We start from the raw sequence: 23,020 nt of genomic DNA, 5'->3' as shown, positions 1-23,020 counted from the left end.
AATTAGACTTCAGGGATTAACTTTGCCACAAGTATTTAACATACCGCTCGCAATTAAATCTTCATCTTTCACTGAGATTTAATAATCGAGGTTCACCATACCAAGAAGAGTTTGAAAGTAATCAGACGCCTTCCTAAATCACTTGGTAAGGTAATCTCATGCATCGTGTTTTGGTTAAAACGCTGCTCACCGCAGCTATGTAATGACCCAGCAGAACCTGCTCAGGTTAAGCGGCTAATGCAAATGCCTCAGCCGGGGTCTTCATGCCGAGCGCCTGGTGCGGTCGTCGGTCGTTGTAAAAGCGTATCCAGTCGCCGATCACGCGGCTGGCATGCTGGATCGTCTCGAAGCGATGCCGATGTACACACTGCTCTTTGAGCGTGCGGATCACGCGCTCGACCATACCGTTTTGCTGAGGGCAATGCGGCGTGATGAACTCCTGGCGCAATCCATAGCCGCGTACCAGTGCGGTGTAGCTGCGCGACGTGAACACCAGCCCATTATCCGAGCGCAACAGGAACGGCATCGGCACGCGACCCAACGTCCCGAAGCGGGCAATCAAGGCATGTTCCAGGGCGCTGCCCGCGGTGCAGGCCTTGCCGCTGCGAGATAGGTGCCAGCCTAAGAGTTCGCGCGTATGGCAGTCGATCACCAGCGCCAGCGTTGCCCAACCGTCCCGGCCAGCCCACACCCGGCACATATCCGTGGACCAGCGCTCGTTCGGCATCGTTGCCACCGATGGCAGGGCCTGGATCCGGGGCCTGAACCCGATCGGCCGCTTACGAACCTGCCAGCCCATCAACTGGAACACGCGTTGCACGGTGTTCTTGTTGAACCCCAGCAGATGCGCCACCGTCCGGTACCCAAACGACGGCGATTCCTCGATCATTGCCTTGATCGGCACGGCGAACTTGGGATCGACCTTGGGCGCGGACTTCACCGGCTTGTAGTACACCGTGCGGCGCGGCACACCGAACCAGCGACACAGCTTGGCGATCGAGACGGTGATACCGTCGGCTTGCAGTCCCTGGCGGATCGTCTCGATCACTTCTCGTCCTCGCCCAGCAGGGACTGCAATTTTTTTCTGGCGCGCAGCTCCAGCATCGCTTCGCCGTACGCCTCTTGCAGGTCTTTAAGCTGGCGCTCGTACTGCTCACGCACATCCTGCGGGTTGGCTCGCAGGGCGTTCTCCATACCCCGCTTGCCGTCATCGACCCACTGCTCGACTTCCGATGGTGACAGGTCGTATTGGCGGCTCGCCTCGGCCACTGTCGTCTTGCCTTGGATGATGTCCAGCACCAGCGCGCTTTTGCGCTTGGCTGTCCAGCGTTTGATGTCTTCTTCCATCTTCGTGCTCATCGTCATTTCCTCGATTATGACGTGAGCAGGTTTTCACTGGGTCAATACAGGTGCGCCCACGCTGCTGATCCTCGATGAAGCCTGGCTGTTCCTCGATGACCCGGCGTTTGCCGCGCGTATCCGCCAGTGGCTCAAGACGCTGCGCAAGAAGAACGTCAGCGTCATCTTCGCCACGCAGAGCCTCGCCGACATCAAGGATTCGAGCATCGCGCCCGCGATCATCGAGAGCTGCGCGAGTCGGATTTTCTTGCCCAACCCGCAGGCGACCGAACCGCAGATTCGCACGATCTACGAGGGCTTCGGCCTCAACAAGCGGCAGATCGAAATCGTCGCCACCGCGCAGCCCAAGCGCGACTACTACTACCAATCCCGCCTCGGCAACCGCCTGTTCGACCTCGACCTGGGGCCGGCGGCTCTGGCGTTTGCGGGCGCTTCCACGCCGCAAGACCAGCGCGACATAGACCGCGTGCTGCTGGACGCCGGCGTGCCCGGCTTCGCGGGCGCCTGGCTGCGCCATCGCGGCCTCGATTGGGCGGTCGACCTGCTGCCCTCGTTCCCCGGCCTCGCGCCGGGCTCCCTCGCTGACCAACCCCTGGAGAACCTGTCATGAAAAAGCGCCTTATCGCCGCCGCCATCGCGGCCATGCTTTGCACTGCCACCGCCCATGCGCAATGGGTGGTGATCGACCCCACGAACCTCGTGCAGAACACGCTGACTGCAATCCGCACGCTGGAGCAGATCAACAACCAGATCCAGCAGCTTCAGAACGAAGCGCAGATGCTGATGAACCAGGCGCGCAACCTCGCCAGTCTGCCGTCCAGCGTGGTCGGCCAGTTGCGCGCCAATCTGGCGACGACCGAGCGGCTGATCGCCCAGGCTCGCGGCTTGGCCTACGACGTGACGAATCTGGATCGGGAGTTCGCGCGCCTGTATCCCGAGCAGTACGCCGCCACGGTGAGCGGCGACCAGATGTACCGCGACGCGCAGGAGCGTTGGAAGAACACCCTCAACGGCTTGCAGACCACGATGCAGATGCAGGCCCAGGTGTCGCAGAACCTGGGCGAAGACGAAAGCGTGCTGGCCGATCTCGTGGGCAAGAGCCAGTCGGCTCAAGGTGCGTTGCAAGCCATGCAGGCCATGAACCAGTTGCTGGCATTGCAGGCCAAGCAGTCGATCCAGTCGCAACGGCTCCAGATCACGCAGGATCGTGCGGCCTCGCTGGAACTGGCGCGGCAGGCGGCGGCCACCGAGCGCGCCCGCGAGGTGCGGCGACGTTTCCTGGGCGATGGCACGCAGTACACGCCGCAGCGCGTGGATTTCTACGGCAACTGACGGGAGGCCGCCATGCGATGCGTCCTCGCCCTTGGTGTCGTGCTGCTGGCCGCTTGCGGCGAGCAGCCGGCCGACCACCATGTCGATGCCCTGGCCGCCGATCCCGTGCGGCTGAAGGCATTGCGCGCGCAATGCGCGGCCGACCGGCAGGCCACGGGCGAGGACGCTTGCCGTGCCGCCGCCGAAGCCTTCCGGCGGCGCTTCTTCTCCGGCCAGGCCGGGCCGGATGAATACCAGACGCTGGCCGACCTGCCGCCGATCCCGCCGAGCTTCGAGGAACCGGCCGATGGCATGGCGCCGGCCGTTCCCGCCGAACCGGAGGACACGCCATGAATGACGTGACCATCATCGACCAATTCCTCAACACCTTTGCCGCTTATATCGACTCGGGTTTCGGGCTGCTGCGGGGCGAGGTGGCGTTCCTCACGGCCACGCTGATCGTCATCGACATGACGATCGCCGGCCTGTATTGGGCCATGAGCCATGCCACCGGCCAGGGCGAGGACGTGATCGCCAAGCTGCTGCGCAAGGTGCTCTACGTCGGTGCCTTCGCCTACATCATCAATAACTTCAACTGGCTGGCCAGCATCGTGTTCCGCTCGTTTGCGGGATTGGGCATCACCGCAACCGGCTCGGCCATCACGATGGAGAACTTCTTGCAGCCGGGCCGGCTGGCGAAAACCGGCATCGACGCCGGGGCGCCGATTCTGGAGCAGATCGGCGAGATGGCGGGCTTTCCCGAAGTGTTCGTGAACCTCGACCCCATCGTGGTGATGTTCCTCGCGTGGCGGGTCGTGGTCTTGTGCTTCTTCGTGCTGGCGATCCAACTGTTCATCACGCTGATCGAGTTCAAGCTGACCACGCTCGCCGGATTCGTGCTGGTGCCATTCGCGCTCTGGAACAAGACCGCGTTCCTCGCCGAAAAGGTCTTGGGCAACGTGGTGGCCTCCGGCGTCAAGGTTCTGGTGCTGGCCGTGATCGTCGGTATCGGCTCGGGCTTGTTCGCTCAGTTCCAAGTCCATCCCGCCGAGCCGTCTATCGACCACGCGCTGGTCATCATGCTGGCCTCGCTCACCTTGCTGGCGCTCGGGATCTTCGGCCCCGGCATCGCCACGGGCCTCGTGTCCGGTGCGCCGCAGCTCGGCGCGGGCGCAATGGCCGGTGCTGCTGTCGGCGCTGCCGGCACGGCCGTCGCCATCGGCGCCGCCGCGACGGGCGTGGGTGGCGCCGTGGCGGCTGGCGCGCGCATGGCCCCGGCTGCCGCAAAGCTGGCCGGTAGCGGCGCGCGCGCCGCCACGTCGGCGGCCAGCAGTGCGAAGTCAGCGTTCCAGGCCGGTTCCGCCGCCGCTGGCGGCGGCGCAAAGGGCGCGATGGCGGGCTTGGGCAACGTCGCCAAGACCGGCGCGCAGGCAGCCGGGCGAGGCGCTGCATCCCGCGCTTCCGCTGCCGGGCAACGCATGGCCGCTCCCTTCCGCGCTGGCTGGAATGGCGCTGCTGCCGATGGCGGCGCGGGTGCGGCATCCGGTCAGGGTGCCGCAGGCGAGGCCGCATCCGGCGCCGCTACGGCGCAGACACAGGAACAGCCCGCTTGGGCCAAGCGCCTGCATCGCCGCCAGCAACTCACCCACGCCGCGACCACCACCGCCCACGCACTGCGCGGTGGCGATGGCGGCGGCTCCGGCCAGGGGCCGAGCCTGCGCGATTCAGATTCATAAGGAGAACTGACCATGCGATTCAAGAAACCGCAGGTGCGCTACGCCGACACGCCGCAGCCTGCCACGCCGTACCAAGCTGCCGGCCAGGTGTGGGACGACCGTATCGGTTCGCCGCGCGTGCAGGCGAAGAACTGGCGCTTGATGGCGTTCGGCTGCCTGACGCTCGCGCTGCTGATGGCCGGCGGCCTGGTGTGGCGCTCGGCGCAGTCCTTCGTGACGCCCTACGTCGTGGAGGTGGACAACGCGGGCCAGGTGCGCGCCGTGGGCGAAGCCGCCACGCCGTATCGGCCCAACGATGCGCAGACCGCGCACCACATCGCGCGCTTCGTGACGCTGGTGCGCTCGCTGTCCATCGACCCCATCGTCGTCCGCCAGAACTGGCTCGACGCCTACGACTACACGACCGACAAGGGCGCGGCCGTGCTCAACGACTATGCACGGGTCAACGACCCGTTCGCGCGCATCGGCAAGGAGTCGGTGACGGTGCAGATCACCAGTGTCGTGCGCGCCAGCGACACGTCTTTCAACGTGCGCTGGACGGAGCGCCGCTACGTCAGCGGCGCCGCGGCGGGCCTGGAGAGGTGGACGGCCGTGGTGTCCATCGTGCTCCAGCCGCCGCGCACCGAAGAACGCCTGCGCAAGAACCCCCTGGGCATCTACGTCAACGGCCTGTCGTGGAGCCGCGAACTGGATTCTTCCGAAGGAGCCAAGCCATGAATGATCTTTTCCGTAAATCCGCCTTGCCGGTGATCTTGCTTGCCCTGGCGGGCTGCGCCACGCAGGGCAAGCCACCGCCGACCATCTCGCTCGATGAGCCGGTGCAGGCCCAGCCGCTACCCGAGCCACCCGCGCCGGTGGAGGTGGTGGCGGTGCCCGAGGTGCTGCCGATGCCGGCGCAGTTGAAGCCATTGCCCGAAGCCGAGGACGCCAAGCCCACGCCGGAGCCAGCCGACGAGAAGGTGCGCGTCTCGCGCGCCAATGCAGAGGCCCGCGTCGCGCCCGCGCGCGAGGGCTACGTCAACGCAATTCAGGTGTGGCCATTCACCGATGGCGCGCTCTATCAGGTCTATGCGGCCGTGGGCCGCGTGACCGTGATTTCGCTCCAGCCGGGCGAGGAGCTGGTGACGGTGGCCGCTGGTGATACCGTGCGCTGGATCGTGGGCGATACGTCGAGCGGCAGCGGTGCTGATCTGCGCGTCAATGTGCTGGTCAAGCCGATCCGCTCGGGCCTCAAGACCAATCTCGTCATCACCACCAACCGCAGGACGTACCTGCTGGAGTTGGCTTCGACGGAAAAGACGTGGATGGCGTCGGCTTCTTGGGAGTATCCGCGTGACCGGATGCTGGCCTTACAGCGCCAGGCGCAGGCGGCCAGCGCCGCCGCGCCGGTGGACTCCGGCTTGTCGCTGGAAAACCTGCGCTTCCGCTACGCGGTCAGCGGTAGCAACCCGCCGTGGAAGCCGCTGCGCGCCTTCGACGACGGGTAGAAGGTCTATATCCAGTTCCCCGCCGGCATCGCGCAAGGCGAGCTGCCGCCGCTGTTCGTGATCGGGCCGGAAGGCGACGGGCAACTGGTCAACTACCGCTTCCGCTCGCCGTACTACATCGTGGATCGGCTGTTCGGTGCCGCCGAACTGCGCCTGGGCGGGGACAAGGGCGACGTGGTGCGAATTGAGCGCACGGACGGCGTTGCGCGGAGGAACTGACCATGAGCCAGGACGACACCCCCGACCTCGCCACGCCGCAGGCAGGCAAGGTCGTGCCGGAAGCGGTGGCGCTGCGCGCCCAGCCGCGTCCGGTCACTCGCCTGAACCGGCGCACGCTTGCCATCCTCGTCGGCGGCCTGTCGGTCGCCGTCCTTGGGGCCACGATCTGGTCGCTGCAACCGCAGCGGCGCGGTACGGGCGAGCAAACCGAGCTTTACAACGTCGATCGCGTCTCGAAGTCCGAAGGGCTGGATGCGCTGCCGACGGACTACTCGAAGCTGCCACCAGCCTTACCGCCCGATGTGCCCGAGCTGGGGCCGCCGTTGCCCGGCGACCTTGGCCCGGCCATCGTCGCTTCGCAGCAGCAGGTGACGCCGGGCTATTCGCCGCCAGGCCATGATCCCGAAGATGCCTTGCGCAAGGAGGCGGACGCGGCGGCGGCCTCGTCGGTGTTCTTCCGCTCGGGCGGCCAAGGGCAGACCGCCGCCACGGTCGCGCAGGCAGCGCCGGGGGCTGCAAGTACGCTTGCGGCCTTCGATCCGCTCGCTGCTGGGCCTGCCTCGACGGCGGCCCAGCCCGCCGACCCGACCGCCGTGCAGAACCGGCAAGACCAGAAAGAGTCGTTCCTGAAAGCCGGTTCTACGGAAACCCGCAATTCCGGCAATCTGGCGCTGCCCGCGTCGCCGTATCAGGTGATGGCCGGAACGGTGATCGCCGGTGCGCTGGTGACAGGCATCAAGTCGGACTTGCCGGGCGACGTGATCGGCACTGTGACGGAGCCGGTCTATGACACAGCCACCGGCAAGTTCCTGCTGATTCCGCAGGGGTCGCGCATCCTCGGGCGCTACAACAGCCAGGTCAGCTACGGACAGAGCCGCGTGCAGGTGGTGTGGAACCGGATCATCCTGCCCGACACGTCCTCGCTGACGCTCGACAACCTTGTCGGCACCGACCCGGCCGGCTACGCGGGCTTGGAGGATGACGTGGACTGGCACTGGAACCGCATCTTTGCCGGTGCGGTGCTGACGACGCTGCTGGGCGTCGGCGCAGAGCTGGCCGCGCCAGAGAACCGCCAGGACGGCAACCGCATCGTCATTGCCGGGCGTGACAGCGCCCAGGACAGCATCAATCAGGTCGGCCAGGAGATCACCCGACGCAACATGAACATCCAGCCGACGCTGACCGAGCGGCCTGGCCTGCCCGTGCGAATCATCGTCAACCGGGATCTGGTGCTGCGGCCGTACCAGCCGCTGTTCTTCAATCGGGGAGCTTCGCAATGAGCACTACCAAGAAGCTGCGGCTCGGGCCGCTGCCCAAGACCGAAAGCGTCAAACTGACCTTTGCCTGCCCGGCCAGCTTGAAAGCCGACCTCGACCGCTACGCCGCGCTGCACGCGCAGGCGTATGGCGAGGCGGTCGATGCCGTGACGCTGATCCCGCACATGCTGGAGGCGTTCATGGTGGGGGATCGGGGATTCAAGCGCACACAGCCCAAGAACGGAAAAGCCGCCCCTGCGTGAACAGGGGCGGCTTTGGATTGGTGCCCGAGGCCGGAATCGAACCGGCACGCCTTTCGGCGAGGGATTTTCTTACCACTTCGACTTTCGCCGCCGCCCTGCTCAACGCAGGGCGTTCGTGGTCTGGAGCACGCCTTCACCATAGCCTTGCGGCCGTAGGTGCCCGCCGTCTGCTCTCTACACCTTCCCAAGCTGTAGCTTGGGCTTGGCTCGGCGTTGGCTCGGATGCAAAAGCATCCAGGGCGTTCGCCGACTTTGACGGGCTTCACTTCGGGCGTTTCCCCCCGAAGGCTCAAATTGTTCAAGTCCCTTGTGTCTACCGATTTCACCACTCGGGCGTAGTGCTCAACACACTGAAAACACCTACCTCCATCTACTGGCGCCTAGCTGGCCCCTGGCCGTCAAGCCTAGCTGCAAAGCTACAGCTCGGATGCCCGCAAACCGTTGTCACTATTGACCTTCTGGCTCGGCAGTTCTAGCAGGAAGGACTTGACAAAACAGATTTTAAGTCAGGTCATCTCCACCGCGCGGCGGCAGATTGAGTGGCTGCTACGTACAGCGGAGACATGTTCAAACTGATCCCCATGTCTCGATGAACTCGACGAAGCATATTCCATCGTAGCGGCGCACAGATCACAGGTACTTCTTGAAACTACTGGCCGCAATATTGGTTGCAACCCCGAGCATCGCCGCGCTCGGGAGCAGGATCACCAATGGGTGCAAGGAAACCGGCAACGCCAGGTAGGTCACCCACGGCAACACCGCCAGCGGCATCAAGGCCGCCTTCGCCCGGTGGTAGACGAAGCCCGATTCCCGCCCGGCGCCGAACTTGCGGATGTCGCGGCGAACGAGTCCGTCGACCAGGCCGACGAAGGTCGCGAGCAGGAACAGGGGCAGTGTCAGCACCAAGACCAGCAGGCGGACGATGAACGTCAGAACGGTGAAGCCGGCAGCAATCAGATAGCGCTCGGTCCAGACATAGACCTGGGCGAGGTAATAGCGGACGTCCCGGTGCGCGCCTCGGCTGGGTGCGCTGGCCCGCGCCGAGGCGTCGCGCATCCAGTCCAGCAAGCCCGTCTTCACGAAAACCCACTCGTAGGTGCCCTTCACCAGCCAGCGCGCGGTGCGTCCCGGCTCCTGCACAACGGCGCTCCGGGTGAAATGGGTGGAGAGCTGGTTCAGTTCGTAGTCGAGCATGCCCTGCGCGTGGCGCCAGCCCTGGTCTGGCCAGAACAGGTGCATGCCGACGCATTCGATGACGATGGACAGCAGCAGCGAGGCGACCAGCACGCCGAACAGGAGCCATGGCAGCGTGACCACGCTGGCGACCAAGCCGCGTTGGCGTGCCTGCTGTCGCTCGGCGGTCGCGGCGGGCTCTTTCACGATGGCGCCTCTTCATCCAGCGTGCCTTCTTGCACTTCCTCGGCCAGATTCGCTGGCAACGCGTCGTCGTCGTGCAACGGGGGCTGCCCGTTGCCCTCCCACCATTCGCCCGCCTCTGCGTAGTGCTGGCGCATGTAGCCGGCCAGTTGTTGCAGGTCCCGAGGCATGGCTTCGTCCGGATCGGGCGCCGGCAACGGCATGCGGACCTTCCACAGGTTACCGCCTTCGATGAGGGCGAAGCACTGCCCCTTGGGCAGGCCGACCACGTGCGCAGGCTCGATGAGCGGCACGCTCGACGTGCTGATGCGGTCCTGGGTGTTGGACGTGAATGCGGTATTGCCGTGCGGGTCGGAGCTGTCGGTGGCGCCGCTCATCAGTGCCGTGGCGTACACCTCGACCTTGGGCAGTTGTCGCGTCAGCAGTTCGGCGGTGGCGGTCTCGCGCACGCGCAGCATGAACAGGTTGTTGAAGTTGCCGACCACCTGGCCGGCCTTGGCACGGTTGCCGATGCGCGCCTCGATGTCGCTCAAGGTCTGCGTGTAGGCCGTCACCTGTACGCCGGCACCGCCGCCCTTGTTGACCATCGGGATGAACTCGTCGCCCATGAGTTCATTGAATTCGTCGGCGTGGACGTTGATCGGAATCTTGGCGCCCGCCGCAGCGCCGGGCAGCCCGTCGTCGATGCCGAACTTGTAGATGTGGCCGGCCACCGAGACCAGATCGCTGAACATCGAGTTGCCCACCGCCGCCGCCACTTCGGCGTCGGACAGCGCATCCAGCCCCACGTAGACCACCGCGCGTTTGCGGATCACCTGCATCCAGTCGAAGATCGGCCGCGGGTCGGACAGGTCGGAATAGTTCGGTGCGAGCAGTTGCGCGATCTTGCCGGTGGTGAGCTTCTCCAGCAGCGGCAACAGCGAAGCGACGATTTTGTCGAAGTAAGTGCGGTCGTAGCGCACCGCGGAGCGCAGGCCGTCGAGCACCGCGTCATAGGTTCGCGTCTGCGACAGGTACTGCTCCAGTGCCACCACCCGCTTCTCTCGCCCGACCATGTGGCGCGGGATGGTCTTGTCGTTGAGGCGTCCTTCGAGCTGGACGATCACCTCCCAGGCCTTGGGCTCGGTTCGGGCAAAGAAGTGCTGGGCGTACTCGATGAAGAGCGCGTCGATGTTGACGACGTGCCGCTGGATCAGCAGGTAGTCTGGCCGCTGCCCCAGTTCCACCAGGGCGCGCGCGATGATGTTGACGAAGCGCCAGGCGAACTCGCGAAACGCGGCGCTGTTGCCCTCGCCGGAAAGCTGCCCCGCAACGCGCGTGGCGACCTCCGAGATGCGCCCGAACCGGCCCACGGCGTTGTAGCGTGCCGAGATGTCGGGCCAGCCCAAGTGGAACACGTACATTTCGCCCTCGCGTCCGGCGCGCCTGGCCTCGACATACATGCGCTTGAGCAGGTCGGCATCGCCCTTGGGATCGAAGACGATCACCACCTCGTGCTCGCCATGGACCTTGCGGCGGATGTCCTGCGTGATGAACAGTTCGGCCAGGCGCGTCTTGCCCACGCGCGTGGTACCGAGCACCAGGGTGTGGCCGACGCGCTCGCCCAGCGGCAGGGTGACGTCGGTCTCGTGCGGCTCGATGCCATGCAGGCGCGGCATGCCACCCACTGGCGGCAGCGGCCGGACCGGGTTGAGCGGGCTGTCCCAGGCCAATGCCCGCGCCAGCCTGGGCAGCGGCGGCGGCGCGAACTCCAGCCGCTCCTCCAAGCGGCGCGCCAGGCGGTAGAACGTCGTCGGTTCGGCGTAGCGCCGGAACTCGGGCTTGTAGGTCTGCGTCAGCCGATGGGTGTGTCGTTGTTCCCAGCGGAAGCCACGCCCAACGAACAGGCGGTACTGGCTCACCGGCACGTCGCGGCTCGTCATCACGTAGCGAGGTAGACGACGGATGTGGCGGCGGTACCGCAGGATGGCCCAGGCGTCGCGCAGGCGAATCGCGCCGAAGGCCAGGAAGGCCAGCGCGCTGCCGAGGCCGAGTACCGGATTCAACGCGAGCGACCACGGTGCCACCACGCACACCACCGCGGCGCCTGCGCATACGGCAACGGTGTATAGCTCCACCGCTGGCCGCAGCAGGACTTCGACGGCGTGCGGCTGGGCCATCGGGCAGTTCTCACTGTTCGATGCCGGTGGCGGTCACCAGCACCGGGTAGTGGCGCAGCCCCAGGCGCCCGGCCAGTTCGTCCCCGGACGCCGGTGCCAGCATCAGCCCGGGCGCCAGGGCACGCAGTGACGCCAGTGCCTGCGGTGACTCGACCTGGACCACCAACCCCACGGCCCCGAGCTCGCGCAGCGCCGGGGCACGCTGGCGCAGCCAGGCATGGGAGCGCTGGTCATCACCCACCAGGAACATCGGCGTGAGCCCCGGCGCCTGGATCGCCCGGGGAGCCACATCGCCAGGGGCCAAATGGGCAGAACGCACCGGCAGCATGGCCGCCTCGCCAGAAGGCCCTTCGGGCAGGCGTGGCATCTCGATCCTGGGAGATGGCCTGCTTCCGGTGCGCGGTTGCAGGTCCAGGGCTTGGTAGTAAGGCAGTGCGGAGGCACCGCCGTGATCCTCGACGACGATCAAGGGCGGCGATTGTGCGAAAGCGGCTGGCACGGACACGAGCGGCAGCAAGCCGATCAGCCACCGCGTAGCCGGACGGAAGATTCGAGGCTTCATGGCAGGGTTCTCCGGGTATCCGAGCCCCGCGCTGGCTCGCCCAGTACGCGGGCCAGGTGACGTCCAACGCTTTGGCGGTAGCGCGCAGCGGGTGCGCCACCGGCGGGACGGTGGTAGCGTCCGATCGTGATCAGCCAGTCCTGGCCCGGCGCGTGCTGCTCGCGCAGGATCTGCGCGGCCAGCGCCAGGTTCCGATAGGGATCGAGCAGTTCGCAGGGATGGTCGTAGCGGTGTCGCTGGTAGCCCAGGTTGATCTGGCCCAGGCCGGCGTCGATGCGGGTGCGCGGCACGTTGCGCAGTGCCAGGTGCAAACCGGCGCAGGCCTCGGTACGGGTGGCGAATCGATGCGATGCCCCGGCCACGTTGAGCGTCCAGGGCCAGGGCACGAGGCGGTTGTGGTACCGGGTGCCACTCTCCTGCAAGGCCACCGCGTAGAGCACCGCCGCCGGAATGCCCGCACGCTGTGCCGCGAACTGGTAGGCCGGCGGCGGGACCTCCCCGGCATTCGCCTGGCCGAGTGGCCAGCAGGCCAGCAGCAGGAGCGGGAGACGCGCGAGGCCTACTGTCGCTGCCATTGGCCGCCGACCTGGCGCACGACGGCGGGCAGTTCGCCCTGCAGGCCGAGGGACAGCCAGCGGCCGCCGTCGTGGTTGAGGGTGATGTGCCGGGCGCGCACCTTCGCCGGGTCGATACGGGCCCGGCGTGCCCATTCACGGATGCGCGCGTCGTCGGCGCGACTGCCGACGACATAGACATCGAACTCGACGCCCGACGCCTGCAGCCGCTGCACGGCCTGGTCGCAGGCGGTACAGCCATCCTTCACGAAGACGGCGGTTCGGTCGGTGCCTGATGCGATGGCGGTGCCCGCGCCGGTCGGCTTGGCACCGGGTAGGTTGACCCTCGCCATGCCCGGCGCGATCCGTTGCCAGGCGGCGTCGTAGGCACGCTGGTAGGCCAGCGTCTTCTCGACCCGCCGGGCTTCGGCCCGAACCTGCAATTCCGCGTAGCGGCGGCGATCCTCGTCGGAACGTGCTTCGATGCCGAGGGCCGTGAGCGGGTCGAGGCTGGGCGAGTAGACGCCCAGCGGCCCCTGCATCAAATCGCGGTAGCGCGTCCATTCGTCCGTGCGCAGCCCCCAGTCCTGCGCCCGCTGTTCGTCGCTGCGAGCGATGGCCGCAGGCGCTTCACGGCTCGGCGCCGTCCTGGCCGCGGTGGTTGCGCCGGTGGGCTGCGCGAGCGCCGCCTGCATGGCGGAGGCGGCCAGCAACACGGCCATCAATGGCGGGATCAAGTGGCGCGGGACCATCGGCGTGAACCTCTCTATCGGGGCGGGATGGGCAGCCTGCGGATCTCGTCTCCCTGCCGGAAGACGGCACCATCGCGCTCGATCCCGTCCAGTCGCCAGCCACCCTCCGACTCTCCGGCGCGCAGCAGGCGGACATCGGCCAGCCCGGTGCCATCGGCAGGCATCACCGACACGAAGTGTTCTCCCGCACGCAGTTCCACTCCGATCAGGCGGAATGAAGGCTCAACAGGCTTGGGTTGGGCCGCCACGGATTGGGATGGCCGTGGTGCGGGCAGCTTGGGCTGGCGCGAGACCGGGCGGGCTTCCAGTCGCGTGACGCGGGTTTCCAATGCGTGCAGCGCATCGGTGGCGGCGTATTGGGCTTGCGCCAGCTCGATCGCCGCCAGCCGCTGGTCCAACGCCGCGGTGTCCTGCTCGTAGCGTGCCTGCGGCAAGGCGGCGGGTTGAGTGTGGCGTTGTTCGATCCGATGCGAGAGACCCTCCAGTCTGGATTCGAGCAGGGACACCTGCGCGGTGGGCGCGGAGGCCTGAGCCTGTTCCGCCAGCCCGGACAGGGCCATGTGATCCACCAGCACCACCGCGCTGACGAGCAACAACCAGGTTGCGGTCGTGACCCGCAGCAGCGTCGTGCGCTGGCCCGTCGCTGAATCCCGGATGGTCATGGCGAAACCTCCCGGATCAGCGGAGGGGGCTCCGCCGAACGGTTGATTTTCGGTGGCTTGGGCTCGTGCGGCGTATGAGCCTCCCTGAGGCTGCGGATGAAGCACACCTTCCGCTCGCCGTCGTCGACCTGCAGATCCCAGACGGGGCCGGCCAGTGTCAAGAGCGCATCGCGCAGCAGGACCGGGCCGAGCCGGTAGTGAGCCGCCGGCAGCGGCAAGGCCAGCAGATCGGCGGACTGCTCATCGCACAGCCGGTAGCCGGAACGCAGGACGAGGTGCCTGAGGGCATCCCCGACGGTGGCGCCCAGCGTGCCGGGGATCTCCACATCCACCACCTGCAGCAACAGGTCGTGCTGGGCCGCCGTGGGCGCGAGTTCGACCAGGGTGTAGCGGCCATACCGCGTCACTGGCACGAACTCCGCCACGGCCTCGGGCGCGATGTCGGTGGCTTCGGATGCCGGTGCTGGCGGCACGGTGTGCGTCATCGCGCAGCCGCTGGCCATGGCGGCCAGGAGCAAGCCGGGCAGACGGATCAGGTGGCTGCGTCCGGCGATACGGAAGGGCTGGCGGGATGGGCGCATGGATCGGTGTCCTGAAACAACGAGCCATCACCATCGCCGCGCCGGCCCTCTGCCGCAGCAAACAAAGCGAATCCATCGGCTCCCGATTTGCCAGGAAAAATGCCGGCGACCATGGGCCGCCGGCATGAGAGGCATGGATCATGCCGCCACGAGTTGTCGTGCCAATGCCACCTCGACGGAATCACCGTCCTGGTTCAGGACATCGAGCCCCGATTCCGGCACGTCGCCCGACGTGCTTTGCGACACCATGATCTTCCGGGCCATCAACCCCAGGCAGGTCATCTGCGAGGAGTTGGCGTAGCCGAGGTAGATCACGCGCACCGGCTGCTTCTGGCCGATGCGCCAGGAGCGCCGGGCGGCCTGCTGCAGCGAATACACGTTGTAGCCCGACTGGAGGAACACGATGGTCGGGAACTCCAGCAGGTCCAGGCCGGTTTTCACCAGCTCGGGATTGGTGATGAGCACGTCGATGCCACGGTCCAACTGCTCGGCGATCCAGTCCTCGCGGCGGGCGGCATCCACGCTCGCGCGCAGCACCGCCACCTTGAAGCCTTCCTGCTCGAGCAACACCTTCAGGCGCGACGTGGTGTCGCGCGTGCCGGTGTAGACCGAATAGACCAGGGTCTTGCGACCTTCCGCCTTCTCTTGCTTGCAGATCTCGATCAGTTCGCGTTCCTTGGGCATCACCTCCAGTTCGTTGAACTGAGCCGGTACGAACGCCAAGGTGTTGCGCGTGCGCGGATGCACCACCGTCTCCGACCGGAAGCAGCAGTCCGGCCAGGCCAGCAGCACGTTGAGGACCACGCCGAGCAGCGTCGTGTCGCGCTTCGCCAGGGCCTGCTTCAGCTCCTGGGTCAGGCGACCGGCCAGATCGCGGTAGGCCGCGGCCTGCGCCGTGTCCATCGCGACTTCGCGGAACTCCTCGTCGTAGGGCGGAAGCACATTGCCGCCGATGTCCTTCAACTTGAGGAAGACCGTGAACGGCAGGACGCAACGCAGTACGCCCTTCGGACCGAAACCCGGCGCCTTGACGGTGCGCACCGATACCTTGGTGCCCTTGGCCGTCTTGTGCGCCGTGCCGGTGCTCTCGGAATAGATGTCCTTGAGCACCCCGTGATCGCGCATGAACGCCATCGCGGCCGAGGTCATGCTGCCGCTCTTCGTCGGCCGGTAGCCGTCTTCGATCATCCGCCCCGGCAGGGCTCGGAACAGCAGGTGGAACAGGTCGTCGCCGTAGCCGCCCATCAGTGTGCCGGTGAGCAGCAGCGTCTTGCGCGCCTTGGCCGCCAACACCCCCATGGCCTGGCCCTGTGCGGAGCCGCCGTTCTTGTACTCGTGCGCCTCGTCGGCGATGAGCAGGTCGAACGTGCCTTGGGGAAGCTGCCTCTTGATGAACTCGGACGGCTGGTAGCCGCCCTCGCCGAAGCCGAACTCCATGTTGGCCATCGCGCGTTCCATCCGGTGGGCTTGCCGGTCCGAGAAGACCAGCTCGCCGTTGCCATCCATCAGGTTGATGAACTCGTGGATGTTGTCCCCGAGCATCGACGCGAGGAAGGCGTCACCGAACTTTTGCATCAGCTTCTGCGCGGTGACTTCGCCTATGGTAGGAATGCGCTTCAGTGCCTTGAGCACGGTCGAGGACTGGTCGCTGGCGGACAGGCCTCTGGGACGGATCAACGACCACAGCGGTGCACGGCAGTGGCTGCACTTGCGGCGGGACTCCTCGGCTTCCAGCTCGACCGGGTTGATCGGCTCGCCGTCGAGGTCGGTGATGATGTGGCCGCAATCCGGGCACGCCGCCACGTCACCGTGAGGCGTGCGCCGCCGAACGAAGACAGGTTTCCAGTGGAACCCCATCCGCATCCGCACGCGGCCCAGGACGAAAAACTCCTGGCCCTGGGCCGGCACGCCCAACTGCTCGCGCAGTTTCAGCAGCTTGACCAGCGTGTCTGGGCCGTTGAGCACCCAGACCTTGGCACCGGCCACCGTTTCCTGGATTTCGCGCCGCCACTTGTAGACCAGGTGGGGTGGCGAGAGCACCAGGGTGCGGCGGTAGCCTTCGGCGTTGAGCACGGCGGCCGTGGCGATGCCGACGGTCGTCTTGCCGCAGCCCATCTCGCCATTGACGATCGCGGCGCGTTCGCCGCGGTCGACCAACAACTCGGTGACGGCGTGGACCACATCGGCTTGCGCCGGGAACAGCTTGCGCTTGAGCGCGGCGAGGATCAGTTGCCGATGCGCCCGCACCTGGCCGGTGTAGACCGGCGGATTGGCGCGGTTGAGTGAGTCGAGCAGTTCGTCGCCGAACTCGGACACGAAGTCCTGCAGGCTGAGTGTGAGGGGTGAAGCGGCCGCTTCGAGCAGGTCGCCCTGCACAGCGGTTTCGGGAACGGTTTCGAGATCGAGGGACATGGTGATGCTCCAAGGCAATGGGGCATGCACCTCCCACACGGGGCGGTGACATGCCCCTGGGTGCGAAGAAAGACGCGGCAAAGAAACGTGTAGGTGCCGCTGGATGCGGATCAGTATTCGCTGGGCAACAGCAGTGTGGTAACGCTGCGATCCCATTCGGTGATGATCCAGAGCTTCAGGTCGCACGTGACCTGGTAGGACGAGAACAGACGATCCTCGCCGGACTTCAGCGCGGCGTCGTTCTGCCGCCGATCGCTGTCGTCCAGGTCGCCCCAGTCGCCATGAAGATGGCGGCGCAGGTACGGCGTGGGGTTGAGCCGGCCCTGTCGGACCAGTTCGTCGACGCCGGCGGTCATGACCACCTGCCCGGGCGAAAAGCGTGCGTGCGACGCGAGGTTGAGGACTGCGAGTGCCATGGTGGTATCTCCTTCTGCAAGAAGGGGCCACGGCACCTCATCGGGGCAGCGTGACCCCGGTGGGTGGATGAAAGCGACGGCGAACCGTCAGGGAACAGCGATCAGCGGATGGTCAGCACTTCGCCCCACGTGGGCGAGCCCAGCGTCAAGTCCCATGCACGAATGACCGGCACGAACTTGTCGGTGAGGATGCGCGTCTCGGCCACGGAGCCGTCGTCGCGTTCGGTGTACTCCGTCTGGAGGGTCTTCTCCTTGTGGGTATCACCTTTGACGACGAGCACGCGCCCGCTCTTGGACGTCACTACGCCGGAGATCGCGCCTGCGGCCAAGGCCAGGGCGAGATGCCAGTGCGACAAGGCCCGCGCGGGCGGACGCAGCGATTGCTGCGCGGCGCCCAGGTGCGTATCGAGCGCCGGCCAGAGACCTTGTAGCCGGCCGACTTCATCGGCGAACTGCTCGGGCTCCATCGTCACGCGATAGAAGTGCTCCGGCTCGGCCGGGCTGGCAGGGACGGTGTACGGCAGGAACGGCCATTCGAGCGGCAGTTCCTCGGCTTCGGCGTCACCCTGTCCGATCTGCAGCAGCAGACCGCGGGTGGCCTTGACCGAATCCGATGCCTGGTCGCGTTGACGAATCCTGCGACCGAAGATCACCACCTGCTTGAACTGCGTTTCCACCGCACGGTAGATGCGCAGGTCGGCGAAGTGGCGCGTCAGCCATCCGACCAGCTCGGCGTCGAGCACGTAGGACGGCACGATGAAGACCAGCACGCCACCGTACTGCAGCAGCGGCAGCGCGCGCTGATAGAACAGCTTTTCCAGCCGCGCACGGCCCTGGCCTTGATAGCCGATGTTGCCGTTCACGTCCTTGCTCAGGTCGCCATACGGCGGGTTCAGCCACAGCAGCCCGAAGGACTGGCGCGAGATCAGCGTGTCCATCAGGTCGCCGTGGATGCAGCGATCGACCAGTTGCCGTGCGTGGCGGGCACGCTCGGCGTCGTACTCGACGGCGAAGGCCTGGACCTGCTCGCGCCCGAGGGCATGGGCCGCTTCCGCAATTGCCACGCCTTCGCCAGCGCAGGGATCGAGGATGGACATGGAGCCGGGAGACGGCGCCAGTGCGGACAAGGCCCGCTCCAGCGTCGGTTCGTCGGTGGGGAAGTAGCCATTACGAATGAAGTTGCGCGCCAGGCGCGGAAACATGAGTGCCATGGATCTCTCCTGGTGATGGATGAGGGAAGGCGGGCACGCGCGGCGCGCATGCCCGCCCGTTGGGATGGCTCACGCCACACGCCGAAGCGGTGCGTTCGCGGCCAGTTCGTACTGCGTGGCGCCGAGGGTGCCGTTGCGGATCAGCTCGCCCAACGCCTTCGTCAGCGCCGGGACATCGAGGGCCAGCCGATGGCCTTCCAGCGGCCCGAGGGCCAAGGGAAGACCGGTCAGCATCCGCCGTGTCTGCAACAGCGCCAGCACGGTGTCGCGCCAGTGGTCGAGCAGTGGCAGCGGGCAGGTCTCCTGCACCAGCGTCCACAGCCGGTCGAGCCGGTGCGCGGAATCCCTGGGCAGAAGCGCCAGCGCGCTGGCGTTGGCCTTGTCTGGCTTCACGCAGCGACGATCGAACAGCCACACGTTCGTCAGCGAACCGAACAGCGTTCGCCGATAGGCGCGGGTGATGCGCTTTTCCAGGTCCTCGACGTTGCCGACGAAGACCGGGATGGATGCGCCCTGCTCGGTGATGACGTGGAACTGATCCAGTCCCTGCTCATCCCGGCCGAGGGTCAGGCGGGCGAGGAACTCCTGAACAGCGGTGTCGCGCGCCCAGATCGAGAGAAAGACGAGATTGCCCTGCTCGTCACCGACGCAAGCGTCGGCCATGAGGTCGGGGCATTCGTCGATGCGGTACAACGGTTTCGCGGAAGAAGGTGCAGGCATGGTGATGTCCTCTTGGAAAAGAAGGAGCAACCACAGCCCGTGGGGCCATGCTCGCCCCGGTTGGGTGAAGGAAGATGCGTGCCGCTAGACAGCGCGCCCCGCGTGGAAGCGGTGAACCCGCTCGCGCCACTCGGGGCTTTGCACCGGCGCCATGTCGAGATAGCGCAGCGGGCACGAGTAGTAGTACGGATGCACGGACTCATCGAGTGACTTGTAGCCCCACTCAAGGCCCGCGCTTTCCAACAGATGGCAACCGATGTAGCAGACGGACTCACCGGCCGCGAGGCCCATGACGCCCGCCTGCCTGGCGGTGACGCGAACCACGGTCCACAGAACGTCGCCGTCCAGCGTGTGGTCGATGACTTCGCAGCAAGCGCGTTCGGACGCCTGCGGAGCGAGCAGCTCGCGGATCACCTGATCGCGCGTCTGACGAACGAAGGTCCAGCCCATGAAGGTCTCCTTGAAGAAATGGCCGGAGCCCTCCCCGTCGGGGGAGAACCCCGGCGGGTGGCGGAATGCCGCGCAAGGCGGTGGATGGATCAGGCAGCTTTGAGGTGCCAGTCCTGGGACAACGGAGCGAACTCGTAGCCCAGCTTGTCGAGACGGTCGCGCTGCTGACGCAGCACACGACGATCCACGGTCGCATCGAGCTTCACGGTCTCGCCCAGGGGCCACAAGGCACCGAACAGCGCCGCGTCGTCTGCCTCGGCCGAGGCCGCAGCGGACACGGGAGCCGGTTCGCTGCCGAACGGCGTGGTATCGACCAGGGGATCGCGCGGACTGCGCGGCTTCGCCTTCGGCTTGGCCGGGGGCGATGCCGGCACGGGCGCCTGCGCTTCCTCGTCGATCGGATCGACTTCCTGCGGACTCAGCCGGCGGGCCTCGTCGCGGCTCAGGGCGTCGATGTTGGACAGCGTCATCCCGCCCAGATGGGCGCGGATCTCGATGACCATGCGGCCGTTGGCGTTGTACGTGGAGGGGCGAATCTCGACGATGACGAAATCACCGTCGTACTTGCCCTCGTGGTACTGATCGAGTTCGGCGTTCTTCACGACGAACTCGCCGATCGAGGTTGCCAGGCGGCCGACGTTGAAGTCGCCGTTCCTGCCGTGGATGGTCTTGATGGCCAGTTGGCCGGGGATGGTGATCATGAAGGTCTCCTGCTGACGAAGAGAAGACAAGGCCCCAGGAATGGGGCCTTGCGGATCAGAACGACTCGGCAACGGCCAATGCGGGGGCATCGGCTGCTTCGTCGGCAGCATCGGCGTCGGGCCTGGAAGGCTCCAGTGCCGAGGCCTGCTGCGCGGCGTGCGCATCGGACGTCGCAGGGACTTCCGGGTCGCGCTCGTCGGTCTCGGTCGGCTTGGGCTCGGCCTTGTAGACGAGCTTGCCGTCGACCTTGATCCAACTGACGAACAGCAGGCGGGCCTTGAGGCTCACCCCCTGCTCGCCGGCACGCTTGCCCTTGGAGTAGGTGAAGGTGTCGGTCCACAGGTCGCCCAGGCGGAAGCCGATCATCACCTTCTTCTCGGCGTCGACCGCCTGGATGCAGCGGCGCACCAGGTGCTGCGCTTCCGACCCCGATACGCGCGTGTCGAAACGCACATACGAGACGTCATCGCTGGGACCGTTCAGAGCCGCGATGTCGCAGGCCAGGAACGCATCGCCTTTCCTGGGTTTCACTTCGCGGATGCGATTGAGATACCCGAGGCCGGTGATGTGCAGATCGAAGTAGGACTTTTCGTTGGAAGTGGTCATGGTGAATCTCCTGGGAACAATGAGGCGGAGACACACCCGACCCAAGGCGGGGAAGGTGTGGAACCCCCGCGTGGGTTGATGGAGCAGCCTGGTGGCATCGCCATCGAGAACCGATGGCCGTTCGCGCATGGATGCCGGTGCGAACTGGGGTGATCAACGCGGTCGGAACCACGTCGCAGCCTTGAAGATCGTGGCTGCCTGGGCATGTCGCTGACGGACGTCAGCGGAACATGGCCGAAAGCGTGGCGCCGGGACGGTGCGCAGGCGAGCGGCAATCGGCACTCGCGGCTATCCGCATTGCCGGGAAGAATGAGGCCCCGGATCGGGGTCCAGGGGGGCGCCCGGAGAACGAAGCAACCAGCACGGCGAATCGCGCCGCAGTCTCGATGGTCTCGACTGTCCGGGCATGCTGCCGGCAACGCCAGCGAACTTGCGGCCAGCGTGCGGCACATGGTGGCGGTCGTCCGCCGGGAATCTGCAATGCGCCGGCACCGCGTTCCACCAAAAAGTGAGCCCCGCGCAGGGGCTCAAGAGGGGGTTACTCGTTTTCGTACAGCGTCAATCCTTCGAGGATCGGCGCATCGGCGTCGAACACCAGAATGCGAACGTCGGCCAGTGTGGCCAGGTGCAGCACATCGACGAGGCATTCGGGCATGCCTTTCCTGCGGTGCTCCTGCCGCAGGCGCGCGGCGGTGATGCCTTCAACCTGTTGCAGGTTGTCATCCGTCCATGGAGTGGAGATCAGCTTCACGCCAATTGCCGGGGAGTATGGGATGCGAAAGGCGATGAACAGGAAGCGCGTCGGCGTGGCGATGTCCGCCAGTTCGGCGAGGAACCGACCGGCCTCCTCGGTGATGTGCGCCGAACTGATTTCCCAGGCACGGCTGTAGAACCCGGTCTCGAAGCGCAGGCGGCGCACCACCTCGCGCGCGGCTTCCTCGGAGTAGGTATCGCCGACGTGCAGCGGCTGGCCGGCTTCTTCGGCCATGACGGCGTAGACCAGGTTTCGGGCGATGCCGTGGCTGGGGCACTGCGCGCCCAGCTCGGGCGGCACGTTCTGGCCTTCCGTGATCAGCGCGAAGTCGTCGCAGAAGACGCAGGCATGGCGCTCGACCTGGCTGTCCGGCAGGTGCGACTGCGAGACGTGTAGCGGCAGATAGCTCAGCGGGCAATCGTCGTCGTAGGAAATCGCCAGCAGCCGGTGCACGGACAGGCCATCGTAGCCGCGGACGAAGGGGTTGTTGGAACGGGACATGGGATTACTCCAGCAGAGGATGGCCGAGGCAATCCCCTGCCGGGGATTGAACCCCAGCGGGTGGATGAAGTGGCAGCCGGTCAACCGGCCGCGGCGTCGGGCCGCCCTGGTGGCGGGCGGTGCAGGTCAGTGGAAGATGCTGATTCGGGCCATGGCCGCTCCTGCGAAAAGAAGGAGGGACATGGCCCCGAACGGGGACGCATGTCCCTCGTGGGGTGGGATGAAAGGACGGTGGGTTGCCAGGCGCGGCTCACCAGCCGCTGTAGTGCAGCGTCAGGTCGGCGATGACCTTGCGCCGCTCCAGGTCGAGGCCGCCGAAGTCCGACAGCCCCTCGAAGCCGCAACGCTTGAGCATCGCGCCGCCCTCGCGGGCGTTGTAGAAGCTCACCATTGCGGACAGGAACATGTGTTGACCGCTGCTCAGCACACCCAGGGCGTCGTTGAGCATCAGCATGTTGGGCCGCAGGTCCCACTTGGTGGTGGCACGCTGCAGACCTTCGCGTGTGCCGTCGCCGAACCATTCGGCACCGGCGATGTTGACGCCGCGTTTCCACGCCTCGAAGAAGGCTTGGGGCGCGGCGGCGAAGTGCTGGTTTTCCAGCTTGATCTGATCAAGTACCTCTTGAGGCAGAGCGCGGTTCATGACGGGGGCTCCTGATGATGGGATTCAGGGGTGGAGGCGCTGCTGCCAGCGGCCCGTTTGCAGGGCGTGCTCGGCAGCGTGGTGCGAGCGGAAGAAGCTGACCGACTCGCGCGAGACGGGACCATCCGCATCGGCGGTGCCGATGTAGTGGCCGGCTGCGCTGCAGAGCACCTGCAGGGGCAGGCGCTTGCCAACGTAGGCCAGGGCCTGGTAGCCGATGGATTCGGCGCGGGCCTGTTCAGCACTCAAAGGTGCCGATGCGAACGCGAGGGACATATGGTTTCTCCTGCTGGTTGAAGACCGGGAGCACCACGCCCTGTCGGGAGC

General features: G+C 66.2%; 25 protein-coding genes and 2 pseudogenes. 8 read left to right on the top strand and 19 right to left on the bottom strand.

Annotated features, from left to right (window positions below):
* Positions 1-226 precede the first annotated feature (226 nt).
* Both ABD927_RS05775 and ABD927_RS05770 read right to left on the bottom strand, forming a co-directional pair.
* On the bottom strand, positions 227-1,048 hold the full coding sequence (locus ABD927_RS05775) for an IS3 family transposase (RefSeq protein ID WP_043224117.1): 822 nt from the start codon (positions 1,046-1,048) through the stop codon (positions 227-229).
* A complete protein-coding gene (locus ABD927_RS05770; protein ID WP_032955731.1) occupies positions 1,045-1,359 on the bottom strand; it encodes a DUF1153 domain-containing protein in 315 nt (104 codons plus the stop codon). Before ABD927_RS05770 ends, ABD927_RS05775 begins: the two co-directional genes overlap by 4 nt.
* A 49-nt stretch (positions 1,360-1,408) precedes the next feature.
* Here ABD927_RS05770 and ABD927_RS05765 point away from each other — a divergent pair.
* The 8 genes and pseudogenes from ABD927_RS05765 to ABD927_RS05730 all read left to right on the top strand — a co-directional run.
* A pseudogene (locus tag ABD927_RS05765) lies at positions 1,409-1,969 on the top strand (TraG/VirB4 family ATPase); the annotation flags it as partial.
* Positions 1,966-2,691: a P-type conjugative transfer protein TrbJ gene (gene trbJ, locus ABD927_RS05760; protein WP_023087421.1), complete on the top strand. Its 726-nt coding sequence runs from the start codon at positions 1,966-1,968 to the stop codon at positions 2,689-2,691. The pseudogene ABD927_RS05765 and the gene trbJ, both read left to right, overlap by 4 nt.
* Positions 2,692-2,703: 12 nt before the next feature.
* A complete protein-coding gene (locus tag ABD927_RS05755; RefSeq protein WP_086071340.1) occupies positions 2,704-3,024 on the top strand; it encodes an EexN family lipoprotein in 321 nt (106 codons plus the stop codon).
* Complete coding sequence (trbL, locus tag ABD927_RS05750) at positions 3,021-4,406, top strand: P-type conjugative transfer protein TrbL (protein WP_086071341.1); 1,386 nt, start codon at positions 3,021-3,023, stop codon at positions 4,404-4,406. Before ABD927_RS05755 ends, trbL begins: the two co-directional genes overlap by 4 nt.
* Positions 4,407-4,418: 12 nt before the next feature.
* Positions 4,419-5,123 (top strand): conjugal transfer protein TrbF, encoded by a 705-nt coding sequence (gene trbF / locus ABD927_RS05745; protein ID WP_086071342.1) that lies wholly within the window; start codon positions 4,419-4,421, stop codon positions 5,121-5,123.
* Positions 5,120-6,112, top strand: a pseudogene (gene trbG, locus ABD927_RS05740) (P-type conjugative transfer protein TrbG). Before trbF ends, trbG begins: the two are co-directional and overlap by 4 nt.
* A 2-nt stretch (positions 6,113-6,114) precedes the next feature.
* A complete protein-coding gene (locus ABD927_RS05735) occupies positions 6,115-7,392 on the top strand; it encodes a TraB/TrbI/VirB10 family type IV secretion system protein (RefSeq protein WP_345247233.1) in 1,278 nt (425 codons plus the stop codon).
* On the top strand, positions 7,389-7,631 hold the full coding sequence (locus ABD927_RS05730; protein ID WP_017677045.1) for a DUF2274 domain-containing protein: 243 nt from the start codon (positions 7,389-7,391) through the stop codon (positions 7,629-7,631). The genes ABD927_RS05735 and ABD927_RS05730 overlap by 4 nt, the downstream gene beginning before the upstream one ends.
* Before the next feature lie 630 nt (positions 7,632-8,261).
* On the opposite strand, the gene ABD927_RS05725 is transcribed toward ABD927_RS05730, so the two are convergent.
* The 17 genes from ABD927_RS05725 to ABD927_RS05645 all read right to left on the bottom strand — a co-directional run bounded on the left by ABD927_RS05725 (position 8,262) and on the right by ABD927_RS05645 (position 22,969).
* Positions 8,262-9,011, bottom strand: a complete 750-nt coding sequence (locus ABD927_RS05725) for a TIGR03747 family integrating conjugative element membrane protein (RefSeq protein WP_345247230.1) — start codon at positions 9,009-9,011, stop codon at positions 8,262-8,264.
* Positions 9,008-11,167 (bottom strand): type IV conjugative transfer system coupling protein TraD, encoded by a 2,160-nt coding sequence (traD, locus tag ABD927_RS05720; RefSeq protein WP_345247228.1) that lies wholly within the window; start codon positions 11,165-11,167, stop codon positions 9,008-9,010. Before traD ends, ABD927_RS05725 begins: the two co-directional genes overlap by 4 nt.
* A gap of 10 nt (positions 11,168-11,177) precedes the next feature.
* A complete protein-coding gene (locus ABD927_RS05715; protein ID WP_345247226.1) occupies positions 11,178-11,729 on the bottom strand; it encodes an integrating conjugative element protein in 552 nt (183 codons plus the stop codon).
* Positions 11,726-12,304 (bottom strand): lysozyme family protein, encoded by a 579-nt coding sequence (locus ABD927_RS05710; RefSeq protein ID WP_345247224.1) that lies wholly within the window; start codon positions 12,302-12,304, stop codon positions 11,726-11,728. The genes ABD927_RS05715 and ABD927_RS05710 overlap by 4 nt, the downstream gene beginning before the upstream one ends.
* The gene (locus tag ABD927_RS05705; RefSeq protein WP_425570187.1) at positions 12,289-13,035 is read right to left on the bottom strand and encodes a TIGR03759 family integrating conjugative element protein; all 747 of its coding nucleotides are present in this window, start codon (positions 13,033-13,035) and stop codon (positions 12,289-12,291) included. Before ABD927_RS05705 ends, ABD927_RS05710 begins: the two co-directional genes overlap by 16 nt.
* Before the next feature lie 14 nt (positions 13,036-13,049).
* Complete coding sequence (locus ABD927_RS05700) at positions 13,050-13,697, bottom strand: hypothetical protein (protein WP_345247220.1); 648 nt, start codon at positions 13,695-13,697, stop codon at positions 13,050-13,052.
* Positions 13,694-14,278 (bottom strand): PFGI-1 class ICE element type IV pilus protein PilL2, encoded by a 585-nt coding sequence (gene pilL2 / locus ABD927_RS05695; RefSeq protein WP_345247218.1) that lies wholly within the window; start codon positions 14,276-14,278, stop codon positions 13,694-13,696. Before pilL2 ends, ABD927_RS05700 begins: the two co-directional genes overlap by 4 nt.
* Before the next feature lie 138 nt (positions 14,279-14,416).
* Positions 14,417-16,690: a helicase-related protein gene (locus tag ABD927_RS05690; RefSeq protein ID WP_345247216.1), complete on the bottom strand. Its 2,274-nt coding sequence runs from the start codon at positions 16,688-16,690 to the stop codon at positions 14,417-14,419.
* A 110-nt stretch (positions 16,691-16,800) separates the two neighbouring features.
* Entirely contained in the window at positions 16,801-17,106 is a 306-nt protein-coding gene (locus ABD927_RS05685) for a hypothetical protein (RefSeq protein WP_086071343.1), read from the bottom strand.
* 101 nt (positions 17,107-17,207) lie between these two features.
* Entirely contained in the window at positions 17,208-18,317 is a 1,110-nt protein-coding gene (locus ABD927_RS05680) for a DUF6094 domain-containing protein (protein WP_345247215.1), read from the bottom strand.
* Positions 18,318-18,386: 69 nt separating this feature from the next.
* A complete protein-coding gene (locus tag ABD927_RS05675) occupies positions 18,387-19,037 on the bottom strand; it encodes a hypothetical protein (RefSeq protein ID WP_345247213.1) in 651 nt (216 codons plus the stop codon).
* 84 nt (positions 19,038-19,121) lie between these two features.
* Positions 19,122-19,487, bottom strand: a complete 366-nt coding sequence (locus ABD927_RS05670) for a hypothetical protein (RefSeq protein WP_086071346.1) — start codon at positions 19,485-19,487, stop codon at positions 19,122-19,124.
* Between the two features lie 89 nt (positions 19,488-19,576).
* On the bottom strand, positions 19,577-20,188 hold the full coding sequence (locus ABD927_RS05665) for a DUF3275 family protein (RefSeq protein ID WP_086071347.1): 612 nt from the start codon (positions 20,186-20,188) through the stop codon (positions 19,577-19,579).
* A gap of 55 nt (positions 20,189-20,243) precedes the next feature.
* Positions 20,244-20,795, bottom strand: coding sequence for an STY4534 family ICE replication protein (locus ABD927_RS05660; protein WP_345247209.1), 552 nt, complete (start codon positions 20,793-20,795; stop codon positions 20,244-20,246).
* Between the two features lie 538 nt (positions 20,796-21,333).
* A complete protein-coding gene (locus ABD927_RS05655; protein WP_345247207.1) occupies positions 21,334-22,050 on the bottom strand; it encodes a DUF5983 family protein in 717 nt (238 codons plus the stop codon).
* Positions 22,051-22,300: 250 nt separating this feature from the next.
* Complete coding sequence (locus tag ABD927_RS05650; protein WP_345247205.1) at positions 22,301-22,693, bottom strand: hypothetical protein; 393 nt, start codon at positions 22,691-22,693, stop codon at positions 22,301-22,303.
* A 24-nt stretch (positions 22,694-22,717) separates the two neighbouring features.
* Complete coding sequence (locus tag ABD927_RS05645; protein WP_026353305.1) at positions 22,718-22,969, bottom strand: hypothetical protein; 252 nt, start codon at positions 22,967-22,969, stop codon at positions 22,718-22,720.
* Between the last annotated feature and the right edge of the window lie 51 nt (positions 22,970-23,020).

Origin of the sequence: Pigmentiphaga soli (assembly GCF_039541095.1) — a bacterium.
GTDB lineage: Bacteria > Pseudomonadota > Gammaproteobacteria > Burkholderiales > Burkholderiaceae_B > Pigmentiphaga > Pigmentiphaga soli.
Note: the sequence above shows the minus strand (reverse complement) of the source record. Positions and strands in the feature narration are given on the sequence as shown.

Bases quoted from the DNA above. Each gene is read 5' to 3' on its own strand.
- ABD927_RS05770 (WP_032955731.1), bottom strand. From the start codon at position 1,359: ATGAGCACGAAGATGGAAGAAGACATCAAACGCTGGACAGCCAAGCGC.
- trbJ (WP_023087421.1), top strand. From the start codon at position 1,966: ATGAAAAAGCGCCTTATCGCCGCCGCCATCGCGGCCATGCTTTGCACT.
- ABD927_RS05755 (WP_086071340.1), top strand. From the start codon at position 2,704: ATGCGATGCGTCCTCGCCCTTGGTGTCGTGCTGCTGGCCGCTTGCGGC.
- trbL (WP_086071341.1), top strand. From the start codon at position 3,021: ATGAATGACGTGACCATCATCGACCAATTCCTCAACACCTTTGCCGCT.
- trbF (WP_086071342.1), top strand. From the start codon at position 4,419: ATGCGATTCAAGAAACCGCAGGTGCGCTACGCCGACACGCCGCAGCCT.
- ABD927_RS05735 (WP_345247233.1), top strand. From the start codon at position 6,115: ATGAGCCAGGACGACACCCCCGACCTCGCCACGCCGCAGGCAGGCAAG.
- ABD927_RS05730 (WP_017677045.1), top strand. From the start codon at position 7,389: ATGAGCACTACCAAGAAGCTGCGGCTCGGGCCGCTGCCCAAGACCGAA.
- traD (WP_345247228.1), bottom strand. From the start codon at position 11,167: ATGGCCCAGCCGCACGCCGTCGAAGTCCTGCTGCGGCCAGCGGTGGAG.
- ABD927_RS05715 (WP_345247226.1), bottom strand. From the start codon at position 11,729: ATGAAGCCTCGAATCTTCCGTCCGGCTACGCGGTGGCTGATCGGCTTG.
- ABD927_RS05710 (WP_345247224.1), bottom strand. From the start codon at position 12,304: ATGGCAGCGACAGTAGGCCTCGCGCGTCTCCCGCTCCTGCTGCTGGCC.
- ABD927_RS05705 (WP_425570187.1), bottom strand. From the start codon at position 13,035: ATGGTCCCGCGCCACTTGATCCCGCCATTGATGGCCGTGTTGCTGGCC.
- ABD927_RS05700 (WP_345247220.1), bottom strand. From the start codon at position 13,697: ATGACCATCCGGGATTCAGCGACGGGCCAGCGCACGACGCTGCTGCGG.
- pilL2 (WP_345247218.1), bottom strand. From the start codon at position 14,278: ATGCGCCCATCCCGCCAGCCCTTCCGTATCGCCGGACGCAGCCACCTG.
- ABD927_RS05690 (WP_345247216.1), bottom strand. From the start codon at position 16,690: ATGTCCCTCGATCTCGAAACCGTTCCCGAAACCGCTGTGCAGGGCGAC.
- ABD927_RS05685 (WP_086071343.1), bottom strand. From the start codon at position 17,106: ATGGCACTCGCAGTCCTCAACCTCGCGTCGCACGCACGCTTTTCGCCC.
- ABD927_RS05680 (WP_345247215.1), bottom strand. From the start codon at position 18,317: ATGGCACTCATGTTTCCGCGCCTGGCGCGCAACTTCATTCGTAATGGC.
- ABD927_RS05675 (WP_345247213.1), bottom strand. From the start codon at position 19,037: ATGCCTGCACCTTCTTCCGCGAAACCGTTGTACCGCATCGACGAATGC.
- ABD927_RS05670 (WP_086071346.1), bottom strand. From the start codon at position 19,487: ATGGGCTGGACCTTCGTTCGTCAGACGCGCGATCAGGTGATCCGCGAG.
- ABD927_RS05665 (WP_086071347.1), bottom strand. From the start codon at position 20,188: ATGATCACCATCCCCGGCCAACTGGCCATCAAGACCATCCACGGCAGG.
- ABD927_RS05660 (WP_345247209.1), bottom strand. From the start codon at position 20,795: ATGACCACTTCCAACGAAAAGTCCTACTTCGATCTGCACATCACCGGC.
- ABD927_RS05655 (WP_345247207.1), bottom strand. From the start codon at position 22,050: ATGTCCCGTTCCAACAACCCCTTCGTCCGCGGCTACGATGGCCTGTCC.
- ABD927_RS05650 (WP_345247205.1), bottom strand. From the start codon at position 22,693: ATGAACCGCGCTCTGCCTCAAGAGGTACTTGATCAGATCAAGCTGGAA.
- ABD927_RS05645 (WP_026353305.1), bottom strand. From the start codon at position 22,969: ATGTCCCTCGCGTTCGCATCGGCACCTTTGAGTGCTGAACAGGCCCGC.